The organism is Sphingosinicella microcystinivorans (genome assembly GCF_027941835.1).
Classification (GTDB): domain Bacteria; phylum Pseudomonadota; class Alphaproteobacteria; order Sphingomonadales; family Sphingomonadaceae; genus Sphingosinicella.
Map to the genome: position 1 here is coordinate 3,944,833 of NZ_CP116005.1, position 22,373 is coordinate 3,967,205.

Sequence of the window (22,373 nt, forward strand, 5' to 3'; positions counted from 1 at the left end):
GCCGTGAACACCAGGAGGACTTGATGAAAACACGCATCACCGAGCTTTTCGGCATCCAGCACCCGATCATCCAGGGCGGTATGCATTTCGTGGGCTTCGCCGAAATGGCCGCCGCCGTCTCGAACGCGGGCGGCCTCGGCATCATCACCGGCCTCACCCAGCGCACGCCCGCCGACCTCGCCAACGAGATCGCGCGCTGCCGCGACATGACCGACAAGCCCTTCGGCGTGAACCTCACCTTCCTGCCCACCGTCAACGCGCCGGACTATCCGGGCTATATCCGCGCCATCATCGAGGGCGGCGTCAAGGCGGTCGAGACGGCGGGGAACAACCCGCAGCAGGTGCTGCCGTACCTCAAGGACGCCGGGATCAAGGTCATCCACAAGTGCACCTCGGTGCGCCATTCGCTGAAGGCCCAGTCGATCGGCTGCGACGCGGTTTCGGTGGACGGCTTCGAGTGCGGCGGGCATCCGGGCGAGGACGACGTGCCGAACTTCATCCTGCTGCCGCGCGCCGCCGAGGAACTCGAAATCCCGTTCGTCGCCTCGGGCGGCATGGCGGACGGGCGCAGCCTCGTCGCCGCCCTCGCGCTCGGCGCGGAGGGTATGAACATGGGCACGCGCTTCATCGCCACAAAGGAAGCGCCGGTGCACGAGAAGGTGAAGCAGGCGCTCGTCGCCGCGAGCGAACTCGACACGCGCCTCGTCATGCGACCGCTGCGCAACACCGAGCGCGTCCTCAACAACGCCGCCGTCGAACGCCTGATCGAAAAGGAAAAGCAGCTCGGCGCCAACCTCAAGTTCGAGGACATCATCGAGGAAGTGGCGGGCGTCTACCCGCGCATCATGAAGGACGGCGACATGGACGCGGGCGCGTGGAGCTGCGGCATGGTCGCCGGGCTGATCCGCGACATCCCGACCTGCAAGGAGCTGATCGACCGCATCATGGCCGAAGCGGAAACGATCATCCGCCGGCGCCTCGAAGGCTTCCTCGCGGCTTAGAGCCTGATCGTTTGAGAGGCAAGCACGCGCGCTTGCCTCTCAAACGTGAATCAGTCTCTCATCAATAGCCTAGACAGCGAGCCCGTGTTTCAAAGAGCACGGGCTCACGTCTCACGGCTTTCCCTATTTGGGAAGCGCTTTCAGGGTCGCCGCAGCAGCGCCTGCACCACGTCGATCCCGCCCGACCGGAAGCCGCCTTCGCAGTACATCAGGTAGTAACGCCAGATGGTGTCGAAGGCGGCGTCGAAACCGGGCGGCAGGCGGTCGTCCTGACGCGCCGCATCGTAGCGTACCCGCCACTGGCGCAGCGTTTCGGCGTAGTGCTGGCCGAACGCCTCCGCGCCCTCCCACCGGAAGCCCGCGCTTTCCGCCGCGGCGCGCAGGCGCGGTTCGCTCGGCAGGATGCCGCCGGGAAAGATGTAGGTCTGGATGAAGTCCGCGCCGGAGCGGTAGGCGGGAAACACCGCCTCGTCGATGGTGATGACCTGCATCGCCGCGCGCCCGCCGGGCTTCAGGGCGCGGAATGCGGAGCGCATGAAGGTCTTCCAGAAGCGCGCGCCGACCGCCTCGAACATCTCCACCGACGCCATGTGATCGAAGCGGCCGATGTCCTCGCGGTAGTCGGCGATGCGCAGGTCGACGCGGTCCGAAAGCCCGGCGGCGGCCATGCGCTGCCGCCCGTACTCGAGCTGCTCGCGGCTGAGCGTGATGCCGGTGACGTGGACGCCGTATTCCCGCGCGGCGATCTCGGCGAGGCCGCCCCAGCCGCAGCCGATCTCCAGCAGGCGTTCGCCCGGCTTCATCTCCAGCCGGTCGAGCAGCACGCGCACCTTGCGGCGCTGCGCCTCGGCGAGCGGTTCGTCCGGCGCGCCGAAGACCGCCGACGAGTAGGTCATCGTCTCGTCGAGCCACGCGGCGTAGAAATCGTTGCCGAGATCGTAGTGGAACTGGATGTTGCGGCGCGCGCCGGTGAGCGTGTTGGCCTGAAGCGCGCGCATCAGCCGGTTGAACAGGCGGCCGGGAAGCGCCCCGCGCCCCGTGCTGCCGAGCTCGCGCCGGTTCAGCATCATCACTTCGAAGAAGGCGGGAACGTCGGGACTCGTCCAGTCGCCGTCGAAATGCGCCCGCGCCCAGCCCGCCGAACCGCCCGCCGCGAGGCGGAGGAACGGCCGCCAGTTGTGGAGGCGAAGCTCGGCCTGCGGACCCGGGGCGCGGCCGCCGAGCCGCTGCACGCGGCCGTCCGGCTCGACGAGCGTCAGCGTGCCGCGCGCAAGGCCCGCATCGACACGCTCGATCAGGCGCTGGCGGCTGCCGGCCAGCAACCGTGCGGGCAGCCCGCCGATCCAGAACCGGCGGTCCGCCTCGACGACATGCGCGCCGCGTGCCGGATGTGTCGCCATCCGTCTCTCCCCTCCGGCGAGTATGCGGCATTTCCGAACGAATTCAAAGCCTACCGAATTCGTCCGGGCGGCAGACGCCATTTGCCGCGTTCCGCCGGTGGCCGCTTGTTCTGCACCGCCCCACCGACTACTCAACGAGGCTCCAAAAGCCCCTGGAGTCATAACGATAAAATGTCGCGTCTCGCTTACGTCAACGGTCGCCTCGTTCCGCTCGCCGATGCCACGGTTCATATCGAGGACCGCGGCTTCCAGTTCGCCGACGGCGTCTATGAGGTGGCGGCGGCGCTGAACGGCGCGATGCTCGACTGGCAGCAGCACGTCGCCCGGCTCGGCCGCAGCCTCAGGGAACTCGCGATCGCGGCGCCGATGAGCGACGCGGCGCTTTCGATCGTCGCGCGCCGCGTGCTCGCCGCGAACCGCATCCGCGACGGCCTGCTGTATGTGCAGGCGACGCGCGGCGCGGCGCGGCGCGACCATCCCTTCCCGCCGAACGCCCGGCCGACGCTGGTGATGACCGCGCGCCCGTTCGATTTCCGCCAGCGGGTCGCACAGCAGAAAACCGGCATTTCCGTCATCACCCAGCCGGAGAGCCGCTGGCAGCGCCGCGACATCAAGTCGATCGCGCTGCTGCCGAACGTGCTCGCCAAACAGTCGGCCCGCGAGGCGAAAGCGTTCGAGGCGTGGTTCGTGAACCCGGACGGCACGGTGACGGAGGGCTCCTCCACCAACGCCTGGATCGTCCGCAAGGACGGCACCATCGTCACGCACCCGGCCTCCGAGAACATCCTGCACGGCGTGATGCGCGGCACGCTGCTGGCGCTCGCCCGCGAACACCAGATCCGCGTCGAGGAAGCGCCCTTCACGGTCGCCGACGCGCTCGGCGCCGCCGAGGCGTTCCTGACCTCGACCACCGCGCCCTGCCTGCCGATCGTCAGCATCGACGGCAACGCGGTCGGCAAGGGCGTGCCCGGCCCGGTGACGGCCCGGCTCGCCGAGGCGCTGTGGGCCGAGATCGAACGCCAGACCGGCTGGCGGCGGTAGGGGCCTGCACCCGACATTTTCGGTTGTGCGTCCCTCGACTTCGGCTCAGCCGTTGCGGTCGGGATCGACCGGTTCGGGCGGCGCGAGCGGCGGCATCACCGGCGGCGGCGGGACCACGATCCAGAGACTGCCGGTCTCCTTGGTGACGCGCAGCATCTCCTTGCGCATCTTCTCCATCTCCCGCTTCATGCGGTCGGCATCGAGGCGGTTGCGCTCCTGCGCTTCCTTCATGCGCTCGCGTGCGCGGGCGAGGTGCTGCATCATGCGCTCCTCCTGCTCCCGCATCCCGGCCGCGAACGCGCGCCGGTCCTGCACCGAAAGCCGCTGATAGGCCTTCAGCATCTTTTCCTGCGCGCGGGCGTGCTCCTTGATCGCGAGCGCCCGCTCCTCGGCCTGCGCCTTGCGGATCGCCTCGATGTCCAGCTTTTCCGCCGAGATCAGGTCGAGCACCTTCTGCCGGGCCTTGCGGACCTCCTCGGCGTTCGAGGGGATGCGCTGCGCCTGCATCGCCTCGGCGATGATCGCCGCACCCTGCGGCGACATGTCGGTGAACGGCGCCTTCCACTCGAAACGCGTGACCTGCCGCTGCTGCGCGCGCGCGTCGTCGCCCGCGAAGGCCGCCGTAGCGCCGAACGCGGCAACGGCCAGCATCGCGCCTGCGAACGCCTTCCTCATAGCACCATCTCCTCTTCGGGGGTGGGCGTGAACACGTTCCCCCACACCAGCATGTCGTGCGCCGCCTGCGCGTCCTCGCCGGGCAGCTCGCCGAGCGCCACCTGAACGGCAGGGGGCGCAGCAGGCGCAGGCCCCGGCACGGCGTCGGGCCGCGACAGGAGCACGGCACCGATCGCCAGCGACGCGGCGATCGCACCGCCGAACGCGGCGCGCATCCACCAGCGGCGCGGCGCGCCCGACGCGTGAGCCTCGCGGAGCGCGCGCTCCGCGGCGGCATCGGCGTCTGCATCCGTCGCCGGGACGAGTTCGCAGGCCCAGTCGCGCAGCAGCCGATCCACGCCGCGCGCCTCGTTCATCATGGCGAGGAGCGCCGCATCCGACAGGACGAGCCGCTCCGCCGCGGCGCGCTCATCCTCCGGCCACGCGGCGGGGGAGCCGCCGTAAGCCTCGATGATCCCGATCACTCTTGCCCGTTCCATCACTTCACCTCATCGGCAAGCGGCCGGAGCCGCTCCGCAAGCTCGACGCGCGCCCGCGCCAGCAATCCTTCCACCGCCTTCGGCGTCGTCTCCAGCGCCTCGGCAATCTCGTTCATCGTCGCGCCCTCCCCGTAGAAGAGCGCGATGGCGGTGCGCTGCCGCGCGGGCAGGTGCGCCATCGCCTCGGCGATCCGCCGCGAGCGGGCGCTCTGCCCCGCCAGCGCCTCCGGGTCCGGGTCGTCGCTCGCCCGCTCCGCGACCACGTCCAGCGGCTGCACCGGCTTCAGCGACCGCTTCCGGTCGATGCAGGCGTTGACGACGATGCGGCGGAACCACGTCTCCACCTTCGCCTTCCCGGCATCGAACGACGCCGCCTGCCGCCAGAGCTTGACGAGCGCCGCCTGCACCGCGTCCTCCGCCTCGCTGCGATCGCCGAGGACCTTGGTCGCGATGCCGATGGCAGGCCCGTAAAGGCGCCGCGTCAGCAGGCGAAAGGCGTCCTCGTCGCCGTTCTGCACGGCAACCATGAGCCCCCCGGGCTCGTCCCATCGCTCGGCGTCCCTGATCACCTGCAGCATCGTGAGGGAATACGCGTGGCCGCGCCAGACTCCCCCGCGGGTTTTTCAGGGCGCCGCGCGATCCCGGCGCGAAGTTGAAGACGTTGAGACATGCCGGAGGTTTCTTGCGGAGGGCCGGGAGAGCGGCATTTCGGCCGGACGTTCAGTCCATCGTGTCCGCAAGGCCGCTGCGGAAGGCGCGTTCCCACTGGTCGTCGTCCCAGTTTTCGGCATCCGCCGGGTCGAGATCGGAAATGTCGATGTCCTCCGGGCACATGTCGGCATAGCCGCGAATCCGGTCGAACGCGGCGAGCGAGCGCATGAGCGCGCCATCGGCGGGCAGTGCGGGCGGGCTCTCCGCCGGTGCACGGTGCGCGGCGACGAACGCGGCTTCGCCTTCCGCATCGCCCGCCGCCACGCAATCGAGCAGCGCTTCGAAATCCTCGGCGACGGCGGTGACGGCGCCGCTGTGGCCGTCGCACTTCTCCGCCTCGCGGTCGAGCCGGGTGAGCACGGCCATCGACAGGCGGTTGTCGAAGCGGTGGCGCGTGGCGACGACCTCGCCGTCCTTCTCGATGCGCTCGGTGCAGCCGTGCAGGGCGCGCGACAGAAGCTCGTCGGCCAGCCGCTCGCGCGCGTGGCGGAGCGCGGCGGCCCAGCCGAGCGCGAACAGCGCGCCGGACTTGCGCTGGCGGAGCGCATAGGCGCTCGCCGGACTCATGCCCGCGGCGCGGCAGGCATCCTGCACGACGCCGCACTCGGCGAGGCTTTCGAGGAAGACGCGGCGGCGTTCGGGCGTCCAGCCGTCGTGGCGTGGGGTTGCGGGGCGGGGCGAAAGCGGCGCGGGGGCTTGGGTCATGCGCCGGAGGGAGGCACAGGCGATCCTATTTTGGAAGGCGGGGCTAACGGCTTGCCTTTTGACCGGATTGCGGTTTTCCGGTCTCGTCCGCCCGACTGCCGCATTCCGCGAGCGCCATATCCTGTTGTGGCGGTCTCCCGCACGGTGATATGCTGCCCCAAACAGGGGAGAATGCCGATGCGCTCCGCCATCGCCTTCATTGCGCTCTGCACGCTCGCCTGGACGGCCGTTCCCGGAACCGCGAGCGCCCAGGTCGGACGCGGGTCGATCGTTCGGGGTCTTCACAAGAGCGACATCGAGGCCGTCCAGCCCCCGATCCGCGAGATGCTCGACAACGACGAGGTCGGCGCAACACGCCCGTGGACCTCGCCATCCGGGAATCGCGGCGAAATCCGGCTTGTGAGGGGCGGAACCCTTGCCGGGATGGACACCGCCCGCGTCCGGATCACCGTGGTCGCAAACGAGCGCCGCACCAAGACCTTCGTCTTCCGCTACAAGCGGGATGCCGAGGGCGCGTGGCGCACCGTGGGCTGATGGCCGGCCGGCCGATGCCCGGCCCGGCATGGAAGATGTCGGTGACATTCTGAACGGGAGACCAACCATGCGCGCCACGACAAGGACAAGCCGGCTCTTTCGCGTCATCCTCTTGCCGGCGTGCCTTCTTGCAGCGGCAATCGTTCCGGCGGATGCCTGCACACGGCTCGTCTACATCGGGCCGGACGGAAACGTCATCACGGCGCGGTCGATGGACTGGAAAAGCGACATTATCAGCAATCTCTGGGTCTTGCCGCGCGGCATCGCGCGATCGGGACAGGCGGGCCCCAACTCGATCAAATGGACGGCAAAGTACGGCAGCGTCGTCGTCAGCGGATACGATGTCTCCACGACCGACGGGGTCAACGAAGCCGGACTCAATGCGAACCTGCTCTGGCTCGCCGAATCGGAATATCCGGCGTTCGGCGCCCGAAGCAAACCGGGCCTGACGATCGCCGCCTGGGCGCAGTACGTCCTCGACAATTATGCGACGGTCGCCGAAGCCGTCGACGCGCTCCGCAAGGAGCCCTTCACGATCGTGACCGACAACGTGCCGGGGGAAAACCGCCTGACGACGGTGCATCTTTCGATTTCCGATGCCGGCGGCGACAGCGCGATCGTGGAGTATGTCGGCGGCAAGCAGATCATCCACCACAGCCGCAGCTATCAGGTGATGACCAATTCCCCGACCTTCGATCAGCAGCTCGCGCTGAACAGCTATTGGCAGACGATCGGCGGAACCGTGATGCTGCCCGGGACCAATCGTGCGGCCGACCGCTTCGCGCGCGCTTCATTCTATGTGAACGCCATACCCAAGGACGAGAATCCCGACCGGGCGCTCGCCAGCGTTTTCAGCGTGATCCGCAACGTTTCAGTGCCTTACGGGCTGAATACGCCGGAAGAGCCGAACATCTCGTCGACACGGTGGCGCACCGTGTTCGATCACAAGCGGAAACTCTATTTCTTCGAATCGGCGCTGACGCCCAACACGTTCTGGGTGGATTTGAAGGCGCTCGACTTCTCGGAGAAAACGGGCCGGGTGAAAATGCTCGACCTCGGCCCGGACCAGAACCACACGTTCTCCGGCGACGCGACCGGGAACTTCCGGGAGCGGGCGCCATTCCAATTCCTCGGCCTGTCCGGGTGATCAGACCGGCGTGAACGTCCGGCTCGACACGGGCTGGAATCCGCATCTAACGGCCATCACTTCGCATCCTGCACCGAACGCCGACCATCTCCGCAATCCACCCCATGGCCGTCATACCGGCCTGCGCCGGTATGACGATGGGGAAGAACCGTGCCCTCAATCCTCGCGCTTGTGCGCCTCGACGTGCTTTTCCAGCCGCGCCGCTTCGTCCTTCGCGGCGCGTTTCTCGGCCAGCGTGCGACCGTGAAGACGGCGGTTTTCGGCGGCTTTCACCGCCGCCTCGGCGCGGGCCTTGGCCTTGCGCCTCTGGCGGAGGTTTATGAGTTCGGCCATGCGGCCCTGCCCCCGTCCCTACCTTGGTCCGCTCAGGCGTCGGGCTTGGAGTCCGCGACTTCCCACGTCTGGCCCTTGCGGATCAGCGCGGCGAGGTCGGCGATCTTGCCCTGGGTGAGCGTCCTCGTCTGCTCGGTGAGGGCGCTTTCGTAGCTGGGCGCGGGCGAGCAGAAGATGACGCCGAGCGCGATCGGGAAGCCGGGGAACGGCATGTCCACCAGCATCTGCGCGACGCCCTTGTTGGTCTCGTCGTGGACGATGACGCCCGCGGCTTCCCAGTCGCCGCCTGTCACCTCGACGACCTCGAGGCGGAGGTCCTGCCGGTTGAGCGTGAGGCCTTTGGTGCCGCCCGCGAACAGCATCGGCTTGCCGTGCTCCAGCCAGAGCTGGTTTTCGGCCGCGTTCGCCTTCGCGGTGAACGGCTCGAACACCGCGTCGTTGTAGACGATGCAGTTCTGGTAGAGCTCGACGAAGCTGGCACCCTTGTGCGCGTGGGCGCGCTTCAGGATGCCGGGCATCTCCTTCTGCGAGGTGTCGATGCAGCGCGCGATGAAGCGGGCGCCCGCGCCGATGGCGAAGGCGCACGGGCTCGCGGGCCGGTCCACCGAGCCGAACGGCGTGGACGGCGTGCGCGTGCCGACGCGGCTGGTCGGCGAATACTGGCCCTTGGTGAGCCCGTAGATCTCGTTGTTGAACAGCAGCACCTGGCAATCGAGATTGCGGCGCAAGAGGTGCAGCATGTGGTTGCCGCCGATCGAAAGCCCGTCGCCGTCGCCGGTGATGAGCCACACGTCAAGCGCGGGGTTGGCGAGCTTGACGCCGGTCGCGATCGCGGGGGCGCGGCCGTGGATGGTGTGGAAGCCGTAGGTCGCCATGTAATAAGGGAAGCGCGACGAGCAGCCGATGCCGCTGACGAACACGGTGTTCTCGGGCCGCGCGCCAAGCTCCGCCATCGTGCGCTGCACGCCCTTCAGGATCGCGTAGTCGCCGCAGCCGGGGCACCAGCGCACCTCCTGATCGGTGGCGAAGTCGTTGGGCTTCAGGGGGGTCTGGACGTTCATGCGAGGGCTCCCTCGATAGCGGCCTCGATCTCGGCGATCTTGAAGGGCTGGCCGGAGACCTTGTTGAGCGGCTTCGCGTCCACGAGATACTGGTCGCGCAGCACGGTCTTGAGCTGGCCAGTGTTCATCTCGGGTACGAGAATTCGGTCGTAAGTCCTGAGAAGATCGCCGAGATTCCCCGGCAGCGGCCAGATGTGGCGGATGTGGATGTGGGCGACGCTCGCGCCGTTCGCGCGGGCGCGGCGGACGGCCTGATGGATCGGGCCGAAGGTCGAGCCCCAGCCGACGACGACGAGGCGCTCGCCCGGCGCGCCGAGGCAGACGTCCTGCTCGGGGATGTCGTTCGCGATGCCGTCGATCTTCGCCTTGCGCGTGTCGGTCATCTTCTGGTGGTTCGCGGGCGAATAGTCGATGTGGCCGGAGTTGAAGCTCTTCTCGATGCCGCCGATCCGGTGCATCAGGCCGGGCGTGCCGGGCCTGATCCACGGGCGGGAGAGCTTCGCATCGCGGGCGTAGGGGTTGAGCTCCACGCCCTCGGGCGGCTGCTCTTCATGGAACGTCACAGGAAACGACGCGTAGCCATTGAGGTCAGGGACTTTCCACGGCTCGGCAGCGTTGGCGATGTAGCCGTCCGTCAGCAGCATCACCGGCGTCATGTAGCGCACGGCGAGGCGGCAGGCCTCGATGGCGGCGTCGAACGCGTCGGACGGCGAGCGGGCGGCGATCACGGCGAGCGGCGCGTCGCCGTTGCGGCCGTAGACGGCCTGATAGAGGTCCGACTGCTCGGTCTTCGTGGGAAGGCCCGTGGACGGCCCGCCGCGCTGCGAGTTGACGATGACGAGCGGCAGCTCGGTCATGATCGCGAGGCCGATCGCCTCGCCCTTCAGCGCGATGCCGGGGCCGGACGAGGAGGTGACGCCGAGCTGGCCCGCATAAGAGGCGCCGATTGCGGCGCAGACCGCGGCGATCTCGTCCTCCGCCTGGAAGGTGGTGACGCCGTACTCCTTGAGGCGCGCGAGCGTGTGCAGGATCGAGGAGGCGGGCGTGATCGGGTAGGAGCCGAAGAACAGCGGCAGCTCGGCGAGGTTCGCGCCGACGACGAGGCCGAGGCTGAGCGCCTCCGCGCCGGTGACGGTGCGGTAGAGCCCCGCCTCGGCGGGCGCGGCGTCCACCTTGTAGCGCGCGAACGCACCCATTTCCGCGGTCTCGCCGTAGGCGTGGCCGGCGTTGAGCGCGGCGATGTTGGCGTCCGCCAGCACCGGGTTCTTCGAGAACTTGGCGTTCAGCCAGTCGACGAGCGGCTGGCGGTCGCGGTCGAACATCCAGAGCGCGAGGCCGAGCGTCCACATGTTCTTGCAGCGCAGCGCCTCCTTGTTGCCGAGACCGAAGTCGGCGACCGACTCCATCGTGCGCGCGGAAATGTCGAAGGCGACGAGCTGGTAGTCGGCGAGGCTGCCGTCTTCCAGCGGATTGACCTCGTAGCCCGCCTTCTTGAGGTTGCGGGCGTTGAACTCGCCGCTGTCGGCGATGACGAGGCCGCCGGGACGCAGCGCGGAGAGGTTCACCTTCAGGGCCGCCGGGTTCATGGCGACGAGGATGTCCGGCGCGTCGCCCGCGGTCTCGATGGCCGTGGAGCCGAAATTGATCTGGAACGCCGAGACGCCGAAGGTCGTGCCCTGCGGCGCGCGGATTTCCGCGGGGAAATCCGGGAAGGTGGCGAAATCGTTGCCGGCGAGCGCGCTCGACAGCGTGAACTGGCCGCCGGTGAGCTGCATACCGTCGCCGGAGTCGCCGGCGAAACGGACGACCACCGCGTCGCGCGCGATGGCCGCGCCCTCGGCGGGCATGAGGTCTTTGAGCTTGGTTGCCATTCGCGGTCCCGGGACTGTCTATGCTTGCTTTCCGGAATCTCTAAGCCCGCGGGACCGCATCGGCAAAGTAGATTTTATGTGAGGCTCACAAGGTCAGGCTTGCGAGCCCCACACGAAAGGCTCAGCGGCGGCGGCGCAGCGCGATGACGGCGACGCCGAGACCGAGGAGACCGAGCATTCCCGGCTCCGGCACGCCGGTGGTCGGCGGGTCTTCCGGATCTTCGGGGTCTTCCGGGAACGTGCCCTCGTCGACGGTGAACGCCGAATAGGTCACGGCCGCCTGCGAGAAGTTGTAGAAGCCGAGGCGGCCGTTGGCGAAGCTGCCGGTGATGTCGATCTGCTTGACGCCGTTCACGTAGACCTCGAGGTCGTTCGGGCCGAAGTCGAACGTGAACTCGTATTCGGTGTTGAAGTTCCAGCCCGTCGCGCCGAGCGTCGTGCCCCGCGCCAGCTCCGAGACGCCGCCGCCCGTATGCGAGGCGTAGTTGGTGTGCTGCCAGAACTCGTCGGCCGTGGGAACGCCGGTGACGCGCGAGACCGCGAGCCCGGCCTGGGCGACCCCGCCCGGCGTCGTGGACGGCGCACCGAAGTCGAAGGACTGCGTGCCGCGCTTCCAGTCGACCAGCAGGTAGTTCGCACCGCTGTTCGTCACGTCACCCGGATTGTAGCCGATGACGAAGCCGATGAAATCGTCGTCGCCCCCCGAGCTGGCCACCCGGATCTTGCCGGAGACCTTCGTGCCGTAGGCGGTGAAATCGCTGTAGTAGAGCGTCGGCTGGCCGTTCACCGATTGCGTGACCGACGAGCCGTCCGCCGCCGGCGTCCACACGCCCGCGCCGAAACTGGCAACCGCCTCGTAGGATTGGGCCGTCCAGTCGTTGAGGTTCACGACCGCAGCCTCCGCAGGCGCGACCGACGCGAACGCAAACACAAGGGCAAGACTGCTGTACCGCATGAAACCCTCCCTGTTTCCCGACGGAAGAGGCATCAAGCATAAGCCGTGCCAGAGTGCGCCGGAGCGCGCAAAAGCGGGTCCGCCCATATTTTTAACGCGACCATGTTTTTTCAAAATGTAAAGATCGCCGACAGCCCCCTAGCCGCTATGACAGACTTGCGGGTGCGCCGCGCGGCGGGGATACTTCGCGGCAAATCCGCAAACAGGGGAGATTCGGCGATGACCTTCGTTCGTCCAGACGTGCAGGCGTTCCTCGACATGCTGAACGCGCAGCCGGGACCGAAGATGCACGAGATGGAGCCCGACATGGCGCGCCAGGTGATGGGCATGATGGTGCAGATGGCGGAGCTGCCGCGCGGCGACATCGCGCGGGCGGAGGACCTTTCCATCGACGGGCCGCACGGCGACCGCATCCCGCTTCGGCTCTACAGCACGCGCGCCGCGGGCAGCGAGCCGCAGAGCGTACTCATGTACTTCCACGGCGGCGGCTGGGTGATCGGCGACCTCGAGACGCACGACAGCCTCTGCGCCGAGATCGCCCGCAGCCTCGGCATCACCGTGGTCTCGGTCGACTACCGCCTCGCGCCCGAGCACGCCTTCCCGGCGGCGGGCGAGGACTGCCTCGCCGCGACGCGCTGGGCGGCGGCATCGCCGAAGGCGATCGGGCACGCCGTCACCAGCATCGTCGTGGCGGGCGACAGCGCGGGCGGCAACCTCGCGGCGATCACGGCGCAGGAACTGGCCGGAAAGCTGCCCGTGCCGATCGTCGCGCAGTGGCTGATCTACCCCGGCGTCGACATGACCGCGAACACGGGCTCGATGGCCGATTTCGCGGACGGCTACCTGCTGACCGCCGAGAGCATGGCGTGGTTCATGCGGCACTATATCGGAAACCTCCCCGACCCCACCGACCCGCGCGCCTCGCCGCTGCATTCCCCGGCGCTCGACAACCAGCCCGCCGCGCTCGTCTACACCTGCGGGCTCGACCCGCTGCGCGACCAGGGCCGCGCCTACGCCGCGAAGCTGATCGCGAGCGGCGTGCCGACCGTGTTCCGCGAGGCGAAGGGCCAGATCCACGGCAGCATCACGCTCAGGCAGGCGATCCCCTCCGCGCAGGGCGACCTCGCGGGCTGCCTCATGGCGCTGAAGAGCATCATCAACGAGGCCGGGGCGGACCTCACCATGATGAAGGCCGCCGCCGAGTGAGCGAACGCCTCCACCCCTCCGGCCTTCCCTACCGGCCCTGCGTCGGCATCATGCTCTTGAACCCGAAGAAGCACGTCTTCGTGGCGAAGCGGCTCGATATGATCTCCGAGGCGTGGCAGATGCCGCAGGGCGGCATCGACCCCGGCGAGGACCCGGTGGAGGCCGCCGTGCGCGAGCTCGGCGAGGAGATCGGCACGACCAAGGCCGAGATCATCGCCGAGAGCAAGGGCTGGCACTGGTACGACCTTCCCGAAGACCTGATCGGCAAGGTCTGGAAGGGCCGCTACGCCGGGCAGCGGCAGAAATGGTTCGCGATGCGCTTCACCGGCAAGGACAGCGACATCGACATCGAGACCGAACACCCCGAGTTCAGCGAGTGGAAGTGGGCGCGGCCCGCCACGCTTCCCGACCTGATCGTGCCGTTCAAGCGGCAGCTTTACATTGATGTGCTCAGTGAGTTCCAACTTATCCTCGCGTGAACGGCGACGTCGGCGGAATTGATCCGCCGCGCAGAATCCTGTATCTGCCGGAGCGCGAGGAAGAGCAGCGCGGGGCGACCCGCGCGGACAGGAGATTTGCCATGCGCATGTCCACTCGCGTTCCCTTTGCCGTTTTCTCGCTTGCCGCCCTCGCCGCGATCCCCGCGGCCGTTCCGGCCTCCGCAACGCTGACCCCGGAGGCGCTTCGGCTGCTGAACCCCGCCACCGCCTTCGGCCAGGCCTGCGGACAGGGCAAGAAGCGCTCGCTGCTGCCGCAGCGCATCCAGTACGCGATGGCGAACACGCTGCCGCAGTTCGACAGCGAGCCGCCGCTCTACGAGGGTCTCGGCAGCATAAACTTCCCGATCACCACGAAAAACCCGGAGGCGCAGGCCTTTTTCAACCAGGGCCTGATGCTGGTGTACGGCTTCAACCATCAGGAGGCGATCCGCGCGTTCCGCGCCGCCGCCCGGCGCGATCCCGACTGCGCCATGTGCTGGTGGGGCGAGGCCTATTCGCACGGCTCCAACATCAACGCGCCGATGGACCCGTCCACGAACGAGGCGACGTGGGCGGCGCTGCAAAAGGCCGTCGCCGCGAAGGGCAAGGCGAGCCCGCGCGAACGGGCGCTGATCGAGGCGCTTCAGGCCCGCTACGCCGAGAACCCGCCCGCCGACCGCAGCGGGCTCGACAAGGCGTTCTCGGACGCGATGATGAAGGTGGCGGCCGACTATCCGATGGACAACGACATCGGCGTGCTCGCGGCCGAATCCGCGATGACGTCCTCGCCGTGGGATTACTGGGAGCCGGGCGGTCTGACGCCGTATCCGCACATCGTGCCCGCGATCCGGCTCGTCGAGCAGGTGATGGCGCGCGATCCCTACCACCCGCAGGCGGCGCATCTTTACATCCACCTGCTCGAAGCCTCGGCGCGGCCCGCGCAGGCGGAAGCGGCGGCGGACCGGCTTGCAAAGCCGCTGGTGCCCGCGGCGGGCCACCTCGTCCACATGCCGGGGCACCTGTTCTACCGCGTCGGGCGCTACGGGGACGCGATCCGCGTCAACGTCGATGCCGCGAAGGTGGACGAGGACTATCTGAAATCCTCGCCGCTCGCGGGCATCTACCGGTTCGGCTACTACCCGCACAACGTCCACTTCATCGTCAGCGCCGCGCAGATGGCGGGCGACATGGAGACGGCCGTGGCGCAGGCGACGAAGCTGCGCGAGATCCTGAACCCCGACGTGACGGTGACGATCCCGTTCGTGCAGCCGGTCGACGCCGCGCCCTATCTCGCTTACGCGCACTTCGCGACGCCGAAGGAGATCATGGCGCTGCCCGCGCCCGATCCGCGCCTGCCCTATGTGCAGGCGATGTGGCACTACGCGCGCGCCGTGGCGCAGGCGGATGCAAGGAACGACAAGGGGTTCGCGGCGGAACTTGAAGCGATGCGGAAGATCGGCCGCGAGACCGACTGGAAGCCGCTGACCGACGGGCTGGTGCCGGTGCCGGCGCTGCTGGAGGTCGCCGAGAACGTCGCGCTCGGGCGGCAGGCGATGGTGAGGAAGCGCTACAGGGAGGCCGCCGCCTTCTACCGCAAGGGGGCGGAGGCGGAGATGCGCGTCAACTATACCGAGCCGCCCTACTGGTACTACCCGGTGAACCAGTCGCTCGGCGGCGCGCTCTACATGGCGGGCGACTACAGGGGCGCGGAGGCGGCCTTCCAGAAGGCGCTCGTCCAGTATCCGGGCAACGCGTGGGCGCTGTGGGGCCTCGCCGAGACGCAGGCGCGCACGGGCGACGCGGTGGGCGCGACCGCGACGCGGGCGGCCTTCGCGAAGGCGTGGATGGGGAAGAAGGACTGGCTGACGATGGCGAGACTCTGACGCGCCTTGATGAAACGGAACGCCCGGCAACACCCTTCCGTCATGCCGGCGAAGGCCGGTATCCATACGAACCGTGGGCATGGATCCCGGCCTGCGCCGGGATGACGGTGAGGGGGCGGGCAAACCGGTTTGGAATTTCAGGACTTCAGCGGGCCGCCGATCGACCAGATGTGGCCGAACGGGTCCTCGACCTGTCCGTAGCGCTGGCCCCAGAACTGGTTGTCGAGCGGGAAGCGTACCGTGGCACCCGCCGCGAGCGCGCGCTCCCATGCCGCGTCGGCGTCCGGCACCTCGATATGGAGGACGACGCCGGTCGGCGCGTCCGCCGCCTTGCCACCCATCATTTCGGGGAAATCGTCGTGGAGCATCAGCGCGCCGCCGTTCAGCGCGAGGTGCGCGTGCATCAGCCGCACGCCGTCTTCGGCGGGGTGCCGGGACAGTTCCTTCGCGTCGAACGCGCGTTCATAGAAATCAATGGCGTCGGCGGCCTTGTTGCTGCGAATCGTGAGGTGGGGCGTGACGCCGGTGAGTTCGGGCTGCGTGTCCGTCATGGGTTCCTCCGCCTCTGTATTGCCTGATGACAGGATGGAAAGCGGCCGGGCCCGATGGACCCGGCCGCCTCCTTCACGCGCAAAGGCGTCAGAGGCGGTCGCCGAGGGCGCCCTTCACTTTGCCTTTCGCGTTCTGGACTTCACCCTTGCGTTCCTGCGCGATGCCTTCGGTCTGGAGCCGCGGGTTTTTCGTGGCCTTGCCGACGGCCTGCTTGATGTTGCCCGCCGCCTCGTTGGCGAGGCCTTTCGCGCGGTCCTTGAGTTCGCCCATGAAAATTCTCCTCCAAAGCTGCACGCCGGGGGAAGCGTGCCGGAGGAGAATGCGCGGGGCGCGGCGGCAGTTCCGCCGTTCGTCGCAAAGCTCAGATGAGGCCGCCGAGCGGGCTCGAAGGATCGGCGTAGAGACGCTTCTGCATCCGGCCCGCGCGGTAGGAGAGACGCCCGGCCTCCACCGCGTGGCGCATGGCGCGCGCCATCGTCACCGGGTCCTTCGCCTCGGCGATCGCGGTGTTCATGAGCACGCCGTCGCAGCCGAGTTCCATCGCCACCGCCGCGTCCGACGCCGCGCCGACGCCCGCGTCGACGAGCACGGGCACCTTCGCCTGCTCGACGATGAGCCGGATCATCACCGGGTTCTGGATGCCGAGGCCCGAGCCGATGGGCGCGCCGAGCGGCATGATCGCGGCGGCGCCCGCGTCCTCCAGCTTCTTCGCGGCGATGGGGTCGTCCGCGCAGTAGACCATGACGTCGAAGCCGTCGTTCACCAGCTCCTTCGTGGCGCGGAGCGTCTGCTCCATGTCCGGGTAGAGCGTCTTCGCCTCGCCGAGCACTTCCAGCTTCACGAGGTTCCAGCCGCCCGCCTCGCGCGCCAGCCGCAGCGTCCGCATCGCCTCCTCCGCCGTGAAGCAGCCCGCGGTGTTGGGGAGGTAGGTGTAGCGCTTCGGGTCGACATAATCGGTGAGGAGCGGCTGCGAGCGGTCCGTGAGGTTGACGCGGCGCACGGCGACGGTGACGATCTCGGCGCCCGAGGCCTCCACGGCGGCGGCGTTGACGGCATAGTCCTTGTACTTGCCGGTACCGACGATCAGCCGCGAGGTGAAACGGCGTCCGGCGACCTCCCAAGCATCATCCTCGCTGCCGCCGCCGACGAAATGCACGATTTCCAGCTGGTCGCCGTCCGCCAGCGCGACTTCGGCGTAGGCCGACTTCGGGACGATCTCGAGGTTCCGCTCGACCGCCACGCGCGTCGGATCGAGGTCCAGCTCGGCGACAAGCGCGGTGATGCTGGCGCCGGGGGCGATGCGGCGCGGTTCGCCGTTCACGGTGATGCTGATGGTCATCGGTTCCTTGTTCTTCTCGGGCTTCCCTGTCGCGCGGAGCGTCCATATAAGGGCCGCTTTCGCCCTAGGCCAGTGCTCGGGAGCATTGGGGGGCAAAGGGGTTTCGAATGGCAAAAAGGCCGCTGGTGCTGGTCCTCAACGGGCCGAACCTCAACCTGCTCGGCACGCGCGAGCCGGAGATCTACGGCGCCGACACGCTGGATGACGTGGCGGCGATGCTGGAGGACCGCGCCAAGGCGCTCGGCCTCGAAGTGGACGTGCGCCAGTCCAACCACGAGGGGCACCTCGTCGACTGGCTTCACGAGGCGGCGTCGCGCAAGGCGCAGGCGGTGATCCTGAACGCCGGGGCCTACACGCACACGTCGATCGCGATCCGCGACGCCATCAAGGCGATTGCGGTTCCGGTGATCGAAGTCCATATTTCCAACCCTCACGCCCGCGAGCCCTTCCGGCACGTCAGCCACGTGGCGCCGGTCGCGAAGGGTTCGATCACGGGCCTCGGCATCCACGGATACGCGCTGGCGCTGGACGCCGCCGCAAAACTCTAGACCTTACACAATAGCAACGATAACGGGGACGCAACGTGACCAATGGTAAGACGGGCATGAACGTCGACACGCAGCTGGTGCGCCAGCTTGCCGAATTGCTGGACGAGACCGGCCTCACGGAAATCGAGGTGGAGGACGACGGGCGCAGAATCCGCGTCGCCCGGCAGGCGAGCGGCGTTGTCGCTGCGGCGCCGGTTGCCGCCGCTGCACCGGCCGCGGCTGCACCGGCGCCCGCCGCGCCGGCCGAAACCGACCTCAAGAGCCACCCCGGCACGGTGAAATCGCCGATGGTCGGCACCGTCTACCTCTCCTCCGAGCCGAGCGCCCCGCCCTTCGTCACGGAAGGCAGCAGCGTTTCGGCGGGCGACACGCTGCTGATCGTCGAGGCGATGAAGGTGATGAATCCCATTGTCGCGCCCAAATCCGGCAAGGTCGTGAAGATCTGCGTGGCGAACGAGCAGCCCGTGGAATACGATCAGCCGCTGGTGGTCATCGAATAGGATGTTCGACAAGATCCTCATCGCGAACCGCGGCGAAATCGCGCTTCGCGTCCACCGCGCCTGCCACGAAATGGGCATCAAGACGGTCGCGGTGCACTCCACCGCCGATTCCGACGCCATGCACGTGCGCCTCGCCGACGAAGCCGTCTGCATCGGGCCGCCGAGCGCGGCGGAATCGTACCTCAACATCCCGGCGATCATCTCCGCCGCCGAGATCACCGGCGCGGACGCGATCCACCCCGGCTACGGCTTCCTTTCCGAGAACGCGCGCTTCGCCGAGATCGTCGAGGAGCACAAGATCGCGTGGATCGGCCCCTCCCCCGAGCACATCCGCATGATGGGCGACAAGGTGGAGGCGAAGCGCACGGCGGCACGCCTCGGCCTGCCGCTGGTGCCGGGCAGCGACGGGCCGGTGACGGACCTTTCGGACGCCGAGACGGTGGCGTTCGAGATCGGCTATCCGGTGCTGGTGAAGGCGGCGGCGGGCGGCGGCGGGCGCGGCATGAAGGTCGTGGACAGCCCCGAGAAGCTCGGCACGCTGATCGCGCAGGCGCGCGCCGAGGCCAAGGCGGCGTTCGGCGACGACACGGTCTATATCGAGAAGTACCTCAGCAACCCGCGCCACATCGAGTTCCAGGTGTTCGGCGACACGCACGGGGGCGCCGTCCACCTCGGCGAGCGCGACTGCTCGCTGCAACGCCGCCACCAGAAGGTGCTGGAGGAGGCCCCCTCGCCCGCGCTCAACGCCGCCGAGCGCGCGGAGATGGGCGAGATCGTGCGCAAGGCCATCGCGGGCCTCGGCTACCGGGGCGCGGGCACGATCGAGTTCCTGTACGAGGACGGGCGCTTCTACTTCATCGAGATGAACACGCGGCTTCAGGTGGAGCATCCCGTCACCGAGATGATCACCGGGCTCGACCTCGTGCGCGAGCAGATCCGCATCGCGGCGGGCCTGCCGCTTTCGGTGAAACAGGAGGACATCCGCTTCTCCGGCCACGCCATCGAGTGCCGCATCAACGCCGAGGACCCGGCGACGTTCGTCCCCGCCCCCGGCAAGGTGGAGCACTACCACGCGCCGGGCGGCCTCCACGTGCGCGTCGACAGCGCGCTCTACGACGGCTACCGCATCCCGCCCAACTACGACAGCCTGATCTCCAAGCTGATCGTCTACGGATCGGGCCGCAACGACTGCCTGATGCGGCTGCGTCGCGCGCTGGAGGAATACATCATCTCCGGCCCCAAGACGACGATCCCGCTGCACCAAGCGCTGATCGAGGACCCGGAGTTCCAGAACGGCGACTATTCGATCAAGTGGCTGGAAAGCTGGCTGGAAAAGCGGCGCGCGGCGGGCTGAGCCCTACTCGCCCGTCGGGTTGCGGTTTTCCCGCGTGTGCCAGACGCGGAGGACCACGATCTCCGTGTCCCGCACCTCGTAACGCATCTCGTAGTTGCCGACGATGATCCGGCGCACCTCGCGCGGTGCGTAGGCGTCGTGCCTTTCACCGATGCGGGGCCAGGCGAGCAGGCGGTCAGGCGCGTTCACGAGCCCGCGGATGACCCGCGCCGCGGCATCCGGCGCAACGGGCTTCAGAAATTCGAACAGGCGCGCAAGGTCTCCCGAAGCCTTGCTCGTCCAGAGGATTTTCATGCAACGGGCGGCGACAACGGCGAAACCGTTTCAAGGCTCTCCGCCCAGTCGCGCATGGACTGGTGGTCCACAAGGCGCCCCGCATCGACGTCGGCAAGCGCTTCCAGAGTCAGCCGATGCCGCTCCTCTTCCTGATCGACCCATGCCGCGAGCGCCTGCTTGACCACCCAGCCGCGCGAACGCTCGAGCCGCGCCGCAACGGAATCGACCTTTTCGGCAAGGTCCACAGGAACGTGTGCGGTGAGAACGCGGGTGGACATGCACTTTCCAATCATCATCAATCGTTGTGATTGGATATTAATCGCATATCGTCGCCGCTTCAATCTGCCAGATTGCATCCGTGGCTGACGGCTGAAACAGTTGCGCGGTCCGATTCGGGGGAGGAGCACATGGCTTTCGTTTCACGGCGCCGTTTTCTTGAAGCGGGCACGGCGCTGGCCGCGCTCTCCGCGTGCCGTCAGACGACCGCGCCGAAGGCGGCGCCCAGCAAGTGGACGGACGCGGTTTCGCAGGCGAAGGCGATAAGCGAAGGCAAGGCGCAGCCCGCGGCGCTCGTCGAGGCGGCGATCAGGCGGCTCGAATCGGTGAACGGCAAGATCAACGCGGTGAAGCTGCCGAACTTCGAGCGGGCGCGTGAAATGGCGGCGAACGGCGTGACGGGGCCGCTGGCGGGCGTGCCGACGCTGATCAAGGACAACGTGCACCAGAAGGGCCTGCCCTACACGCAGGGCTGCCGGGCGCTCGCCACGAATATCGCCAGCGAGACCGACGCCTACCCGGCCGCGATCGAGTCGGCGGGCTTCATCTCGATCGGGCGGTCGACCCTGCCGGAATTCGGCGCCACGGCGACGACCGAGCCGATCCTGACCGGCGCGACGCGGAACCCGTGGAACCTCGACCGTTCGTCGGGCGGCTCCTCGGGCGGTAGCGCGGCGGCGGTGGCGGCGGGCGTCGTGGCAGTCGCGCACGCCAACGACGGCGGCGGCTCGATCCGGATCCCGGCAAGCTGCTGCGGCCTTGTCGGCCTCAAGCCCTCGCGGCGGCGCATGGCCGGCGACGAAACGACGCCCGACATCGCCAGCAACCTCGGCGTCGACGGCTGCGTGTCGCGGACGGTGCGCGACACGGCCGCGTGGTTCCACGCGACGCAGGCGCGCGGCGACGGCGCGGCCTTCCCGGAAGCGCCGCTCGTCACCGGCGCCGCGAAGGACCGGCTGCGTGTCGGGCTTCGGCTCAACCACCCGTCGGGCGGCCTGCCGCACGAGGAGGTGCAGCGCGTGTTCGGCGAGGCGGCGGCCCTGCTCGGCAAGCTGGGCCACAAGGTGAAGGACGTCCCCGCCCCCTACAAGGGCGAAGTGGTGATCCCGGCGTTCATGGCGCTGTGGGAATCGGGCGCGGGACAGGTGGCCGCCGAGATCGCGAAGATGGCGCCCGGCGTCGACCCGTCGACGCTGCTCGAGCCGCTGACGCTCGGCATGGCGGCGCAGGCGGCCAGCTACACGCCCGATCAGATGCAGGTTTCGATGGCGGCGCTCGACGAGGCGATGGCGACCTACCGCGCGCAGTTCAGGGACATCGACATCTACATGACGCCGGTGCTCGGCCAGCCCGCCGCGCCCATCGGCTACATCGCGCCGACGATCCCGTGGCCCGAGCAGCGCGAGCGGCTGATCGCCTATGCGGGCTTCACGGGGGTGGAGAACGTGGCGGGCGTGCCGTCCATCGCGCTGCCCATCGGCGAATCGAAGGACGGCATTCCCATCGGCATCCAGTTCGCGGGCCCGCCGGGCGGCGAACCGCGCCTGATCGCGCTTGCCTATGAACTCGAACGCGAACTTTTATGGTATGATCGCAGGCCCGGCGTGTGGGCCGGCGAAATCTGAGTAAAACGGAGGCATGATGCGCGTTATCGTCTGGTACAATCCCCGCTGCGGCACGGCCCGCAATGTGCGCGACTATCTGAACGAGCACGCCATCCCCTTCGACCTCCGCGAGTATCTGGAGGACGTGCCGAACCGCGCGGAAATCGAGGACGTGCTGCGGAAATCCGGCATGGCGGCGCACGAGCTGCTGCGCGCCAAGGAGCCGCTGGCGAAGGAGCTGGGCCTCCTCGAACCCGGCGTTCCCGAGGAGCACATCATCACCGCGATGCACGAGAACCCGATCCTCATCAACCGGCCGGTGGTGATCGACGGGAACCGCGCGAAACTGTGCCGCCCTTCCGAGGCGGTCGCCGAGTTTCTTCCGCCCCCGGACTTGCGGCGTCCCGGCAAAGCAGTGTAACGCCCCCGACCCATTGAGGTCG

Annotated in this window: 26 protein-coding genes; 12 read left to right on the top strand and 14 right to left on the bottom strand. The window is 68.3% G+C overall.

Features of this window, described 5'->3' with window-relative positions; translation table 11 throughout:
• Nucleotides 1-23 precede the first annotated feature (23 nt).
• Nucleotides 24-1,001: an NAD(P)H-dependent flavin oxidoreductase gene (locus tag PE061_RS19025; protein ID WP_271256779.1), complete on the top strand. Its 978-nt coding sequence runs from the start codon at nt 24-26 to the stop codon at nt 999-1,001.
• A gap of 140 nt (nt 1,002-1,141) precedes the next feature.
• Here the strand turns inward: PE061_RS19025 and PE061_RS19030 are convergent, their stop codons facing one another.
• Nucleotides 1,142-2,401 carry an SAM-dependent methyltransferase gene (locus PE061_RS19030; protein ID WP_271256780.1) on the bottom strand — a complete coding sequence of 420 codons (1,260 nt, stop codon included), beginning with the start codon at nt 2,399-2,401 and terminating at the stop codon, nt 1,142-1,144.
• Between the two features lie 171 nt (nt 2,402-2,572).
• On the opposite strand from PE061_RS19030, the gene PE061_RS19035 reads away from it, so the two are divergent.
• Nucleotides 2,573-3,442 carry a D-amino-acid transaminase gene (locus tag PE061_RS19035; protein ID WP_271256781.1) on the top strand — a complete coding sequence of 290 codons (870 nt, stop codon included), beginning with the start codon at nt 2,573-2,575 and terminating at the stop codon, nt 3,440-3,442.
• 45 nt (nt 3,443-3,487) lie between these two features.
• On the opposite strand, the gene PE061_RS19040 is transcribed toward PE061_RS19035, so the two are convergent.
• From PE061_RS19040 to PE061_RS19055, 4 genes are all read right to left on the bottom strand, one after another.
• Nucleotides 3,488-4,117 (bottom strand): hypothetical protein, encoded by a 630-nt coding sequence (locus PE061_RS19040; RefSeq protein ID WP_271256782.1) that lies wholly within the window; start codon nt 4,115-4,117, stop codon nt 3,488-3,490.
• Nucleotides 4,114-4,596 carry a hypothetical protein gene (locus PE061_RS19045; RefSeq protein ID WP_271256783.1) on the bottom strand — a complete coding sequence of 161 codons (483 nt, stop codon included), beginning with the start codon at nt 4,594-4,596 and terminating at the stop codon, nt 4,114-4,116. The genes PE061_RS19040 and PE061_RS19045 overlap by 4 nt, the downstream gene beginning before the upstream one ends.
• Nucleotides 4,596-5,165: an RNA polymerase sigma factor gene (locus PE061_RS19050; RefSeq protein WP_271256784.1), complete on the bottom strand. Its 570-nt coding sequence runs from the start codon at nt 5,163-5,165 to the stop codon at nt 4,596-4,598. Before PE061_RS19050 ends, PE061_RS19045 begins: the two co-directional genes overlap by 1 nt.
• A 151-nt stretch (nt 5,166-5,316) precedes the next feature.
• A complete protein-coding gene (locus PE061_RS19055; protein ID WP_271256785.1) occupies nt 5,317-6,012 on the bottom strand; it encodes a hypothetical protein in 696 nt (231 codons plus the stop codon).
• Nucleotides 6,013-6,189: 177 nt separating this feature from the next.
• Between PE061_RS19055 and PE061_RS19060 the strand changes: the two genes are divergently transcribed.
• Both PE061_RS19060 and PE061_RS19065 read left to right on the top strand, forming a co-directional pair.
• The gene (locus PE061_RS19060) at nt 6,190-6,546 is read left to right on the top strand and encodes a hypothetical protein (RefSeq protein WP_271256786.1); all 357 of its coding nucleotides are present in this window, start codon (nt 6,190-6,192) and stop codon (nt 6,544-6,546) included.
• 67 nt (nt 6,547-6,613) lie between these two features.
• Nucleotides 6,614-7,693, top strand: a complete 1,080-nt coding sequence (locus PE061_RS19065) for a linear amide C-N hydrolase (protein ID WP_271256787.1) — start codon at nt 6,614-6,616, stop codon at nt 7,691-7,693.
• Nucleotides 7,694-7,849: 156 nt separating this feature from the next.
• Here the strand turns inward: PE061_RS19065 and PE061_RS19070 are convergent, their stop codons facing one another.
• The 4 genes from PE061_RS19070 to PE061_RS19085 form a co-directional block, all read right to left on the bottom strand.
• Nucleotides 7,850-8,026: a DUF4169 family protein gene (locus PE061_RS19070; protein WP_271256788.1), complete on the bottom strand. Its 177-nt coding sequence runs from the start codon at nt 8,024-8,026 to the stop codon at nt 7,850-7,852.
• A gap of 32 nt (nt 8,027-8,058) precedes the next feature.
• On the bottom strand, nt 8,059-9,087 hold the full coding sequence (locus PE061_RS19075; protein WP_271256789.1) for a 2-oxoacid:ferredoxin oxidoreductase subunit beta: 1,029 nt from the start codon (nt 9,085-9,087) through the stop codon (nt 8,059-8,061).
• Nucleotides 9,084-10,958 (bottom strand): 2-oxoacid:acceptor oxidoreductase subunit alpha, encoded by a 1,875-nt coding sequence (locus PE061_RS19080; RefSeq protein ID WP_271256790.1) that lies wholly within the window; start codon nt 10,956-10,958, stop codon nt 9,084-9,086. The genes PE061_RS19075 and PE061_RS19080 overlap by 4 nt, the downstream gene beginning before the upstream one ends.
• Before the next feature lie 121 nt (nt 10,959-11,079).
• Complete coding sequence (locus PE061_RS19085; RefSeq protein ID WP_271256791.1) at nt 11,080-11,913, bottom strand: PEP-CTERM sorting domain-containing protein; 834 nt, start codon at nt 11,911-11,913, stop codon at nt 11,080-11,082.
• A 219-nt stretch (nt 11,914-12,132) separates the two neighbouring features.
• Here PE061_RS19085 and PE061_RS19090 point away from each other — a divergent pair, with 219 nt between their 5' ends.
• From PE061_RS19090 to PE061_RS19100, 3 genes are all read left to right on the top strand, one after another.
• Complete coding sequence (locus PE061_RS19090; protein ID WP_271256792.1) at nt 12,133-13,119, top strand: alpha/beta hydrolase; 987 nt, start codon at nt 12,133-12,135, stop codon at nt 13,117-13,119.
• Nucleotides 13,116-13,598 (top strand): RNA pyrophosphohydrolase, encoded by a 483-nt coding sequence (locus tag PE061_RS19095; RefSeq protein ID WP_271256793.1) that lies wholly within the window; start codon nt 13,116-13,118, stop codon nt 13,596-13,598. The genes PE061_RS19090 and PE061_RS19095 overlap by 4 nt, the downstream gene beginning before the upstream one ends.
• Before the next feature lie 101 nt (nt 13,599-13,699).
• Entirely contained in the window at nt 13,700-15,481 is a 1,782-nt protein-coding gene (locus PE061_RS19100) for a tetratricopeptide repeat protein (RefSeq protein ID WP_271256794.1), read from the top strand.
• Nucleotides 15,482-15,618: 137 nt separating this feature from the next.
• Here the strand turns inward: PE061_RS19100 and PE061_RS19105 are convergent, their stop codons facing one another.
• The 3 genes from PE061_RS19105 to thiS form a co-directional block, all read right to left on the bottom strand.
• Complete coding sequence (locus PE061_RS19105; protein WP_271256795.1) at nt 15,619-16,032, bottom strand: VOC family protein; 414 nt, start codon at nt 16,030-16,032, stop codon at nt 15,619-15,621.
• A gap of 88 nt (nt 16,033-16,120) precedes the next feature.
• Nucleotides 16,121-16,303 (bottom strand): CsbD family protein, encoded by a 183-nt coding sequence (locus PE061_RS19110; RefSeq protein ID WP_271256796.1) that lies wholly within the window; start codon nt 16,301-16,303, stop codon nt 16,121-16,123.
• A gap of 91 nt (nt 16,304-16,394) precedes the next feature.
• On the bottom strand, nt 16,395-17,372 hold the full coding sequence (thiS, locus tag PE061_RS19115) for a sulfur carrier protein ThiS (RefSeq protein WP_271256797.1): 978 nt from the start codon (nt 17,370-17,372) through the stop codon (nt 16,395-16,397).
• A 107-nt stretch (nt 17,373-17,479) separates the two neighbouring features.
• Between thiS and aroQ the strand changes: the two genes are divergently transcribed.
• Genes aroQ through accC form a run of 3 tightly spaced genes read left to right on the top strand, consistent with a single transcriptional unit; the run spans nt 17,480 to nt 19,774 of the window.
• A complete protein-coding gene (gene aroQ, locus PE061_RS19120; protein WP_271256798.1) occupies nt 17,480-17,920 on the top strand; it encodes a type II 3-dehydroquinate dehydratase in 441 nt (146 codons plus the stop codon).
• 56 nt (nt 17,921-17,976) lie between these two features.
• Nucleotides 17,977-18,420: an acetyl-CoA carboxylase biotin carboxyl carrier protein gene (accB, locus tag PE061_RS19125; RefSeq protein ID WP_271259252.1), complete on the top strand. Its 444-nt coding sequence runs from the start codon at nt 17,977-17,979 to the stop codon at nt 18,418-18,420.
• A 1-nt stretch (nt 18,421) separates the two neighbouring features.
• Nucleotides 18,422-19,774, top strand: a complete 1,353-nt coding sequence (gene accC, locus PE061_RS19130; RefSeq protein WP_271256799.1) for an acetyl-CoA carboxylase biotin carboxylase subunit — start codon at nt 18,422-18,424, stop codon at nt 19,772-19,774.
• A 3-nt stretch (nt 19,775-19,777) separates the two neighbouring features.
• Here the strand turns inward: accC and PE061_RS19135 are convergent, their stop codons facing one another.
• Both PE061_RS19135 and PE061_RS19140 read right to left on the bottom strand, forming a co-directional pair.
• The gene (locus PE061_RS19135) at nt 19,778-20,068 is read right to left on the bottom strand and encodes a type II toxin-antitoxin system RelE/ParE family toxin (protein WP_271256800.1); all 291 of its coding nucleotides are present in this window, start codon (nt 20,066-20,068) and stop codon (nt 19,778-19,780) included.
• A complete protein-coding gene (locus tag PE061_RS19140) occupies nt 20,065-20,328 on the bottom strand; it encodes a CopG family ribbon-helix-helix protein (protein ID WP_271256801.1) in 264 nt (87 codons plus the stop codon). The genes PE061_RS19135 and PE061_RS19140 overlap by 4 nt, the downstream gene beginning before the upstream one ends.
• A gap of 129 nt (nt 20,329-20,457) precedes the next feature.
• Between PE061_RS19140 and PE061_RS19145 the strand changes: the two genes are divergently transcribed.
• Nucleotides 20,458-21,951 (top strand): amidase, encoded by a 1,494-nt coding sequence (locus PE061_RS19145; RefSeq protein ID WP_271256802.1) that lies wholly within the window; start codon nt 20,458-20,460, stop codon nt 21,949-21,951.
• Nucleotides 21,952-21,964: 13 nt separating this feature from the next.
• Nucleotides 21,965-22,351: an arsenate reductase family protein gene (locus PE061_RS19150; protein WP_271256803.1), complete on the top strand. Its 387-nt coding sequence runs from the start codon at nt 21,965-21,967 to the stop codon at nt 22,349-22,351.
• Nucleotides 22,352-22,373: the final 22 nt, after the last annotated feature.

Coding starts and splice junctions, on each gene's coding strand:
- PE061_RS19025 (WP_271256779.1), top strand. CDS start 24: ATGAAAACACGCATCACCGAGCTTTTCGGCATCCAGCACCCGATCATC.
- PE061_RS19030 (WP_271256780.1), bottom strand. CDS start 2,401: ATGGCGACACATCCGGCACGCGGCGCGCATGTCGTCGAGGCGGACCGC.
- PE061_RS19035 (WP_271256781.1), top strand. CDS start 2,573: ATGTCGCGTCTCGCTTACGTCAACGGTCGCCTCGTTCCGCTCGCCGAT.
- PE061_RS19040 (WP_271256782.1), bottom strand. CDS start 4,117: ATGAGGAAGGCGTTCGCAGGCGCGATGCTGGCCGTTGCCGCGTTCGGC.
- PE061_RS19045 (WP_271256783.1), bottom strand. CDS start 4,596: ATGGAACGGGCAAGAGTGATCGGGATCATCGAGGCTTACGGCGGCTCC.
- PE061_RS19055 (WP_271256785.1), bottom strand. CDS start 6,012: ATGACCCAAGCCCCCGCGCCGCTTTCGCCCCGCCCCGCAACCCCACGC.
- PE061_RS19060 (WP_271256786.1), top strand. CDS start 6,190: ATGCGCTCCGCCATCGCCTTCATTGCGCTCTGCACGCTCGCCTGGACG.
- PE061_RS19065 (WP_271256787.1), top strand. CDS start 6,614: ATGCGCGCCACGACAAGGACAAGCCGGCTCTTTCGCGTCATCCTCTTG.
- PE061_RS19070 (WP_271256788.1), bottom strand. CDS start 8,026: ATGGCCGAACTCATAAACCTCCGCCAGAGGCGCAAGGCCAAGGCCCGC.
- PE061_RS19075 (WP_271256789.1), bottom strand. CDS start 9,087: ATGAACGTCCAGACCCCCCTGAAGCCCAACGACTTCGCCACCGATCAG.
- PE061_RS19080 (WP_271256790.1), bottom strand. CDS start 10,958: ATGGCAACCAAGCTCAAAGACCTCATGCCCGCCGAGGGCGCGGCCATC.
- PE061_RS19085 (WP_271256791.1), bottom strand. CDS start 11,913: ATGCGGTACAGCAGTCTTGCCCTTGTGTTTGCGTTCGCGTCGGTCGCG.
- PE061_RS19090 (WP_271256792.1), top strand. CDS start 12,133: ATGACCTTCGTTCGTCCAGACGTGCAGGCGTTCCTCGACATGCTGAAC.
- PE061_RS19100 (WP_271256794.1), top strand. CDS start 13,700: ATGCGCATGTCCACTCGCGTTCCCTTTGCCGTTTTCTCGCTTGCCGCC.
- PE061_RS19105 (WP_271256795.1), bottom strand. CDS start 16,032: ATGACGGACACGCAGCCCGAACTCACCGGCGTCACGCCCCACCTCACG.
- PE061_RS19110 (WP_271256796.1), bottom strand. CDS start 16,303: ATGGGCGAACTCAAGGACCGCGCGAAAGGCCTCGCCAACGAGGCGGCG.
- thiS (WP_271256797.1), bottom strand. CDS start 17,372: ATGACCATCAGCATCACCGTGAACGGCGAACCGCGCCGCATCGCCCCC.
- aroQ (WP_271256798.1), top strand. CDS start 17,480: ATGGCAAAAAGGCCGCTGGTGCTGGTCCTCAACGGGCCGAACCTCAAC.
- accB (WP_271259252.1), top strand. CDS start 17,977: ATGAACGTCGACACGCAGCTGGTGCGCCAGCTTGCCGAATTGCTGGAC.
- accC (WP_271256799.1), top strand. CDS start 18,422: ATGTTCGACAAGATCCTCATCGCGAACCGCGGCGAAATCGCGCTTCGC.
- PE061_RS19135 (WP_271256800.1), bottom strand. CDS start 20,068: ATGAAAATCCTCTGGACGAGCAAGGCTTCGGGAGACCTTGCGCGCCTG.
- PE061_RS19140 (WP_271256801.1), bottom strand. CDS start 20,328: ATGTCCACCCGCGTTCTCACCGCACACGTTCCTGTGGACCTTGCCGAA.
- PE061_RS19145 (WP_271256802.1), top strand. CDS start 20,458: ATGGCTTTCGTTTCACGGCGCCGTTTTCTTGAAGCGGGCACGGCGCTG.
- PE061_RS19150 (WP_271256803.1), top strand. CDS start 21,965: ATGATGCGCGTTATCGTCTGGTACAATCCCCGCTGCGGCACGGCCCGC.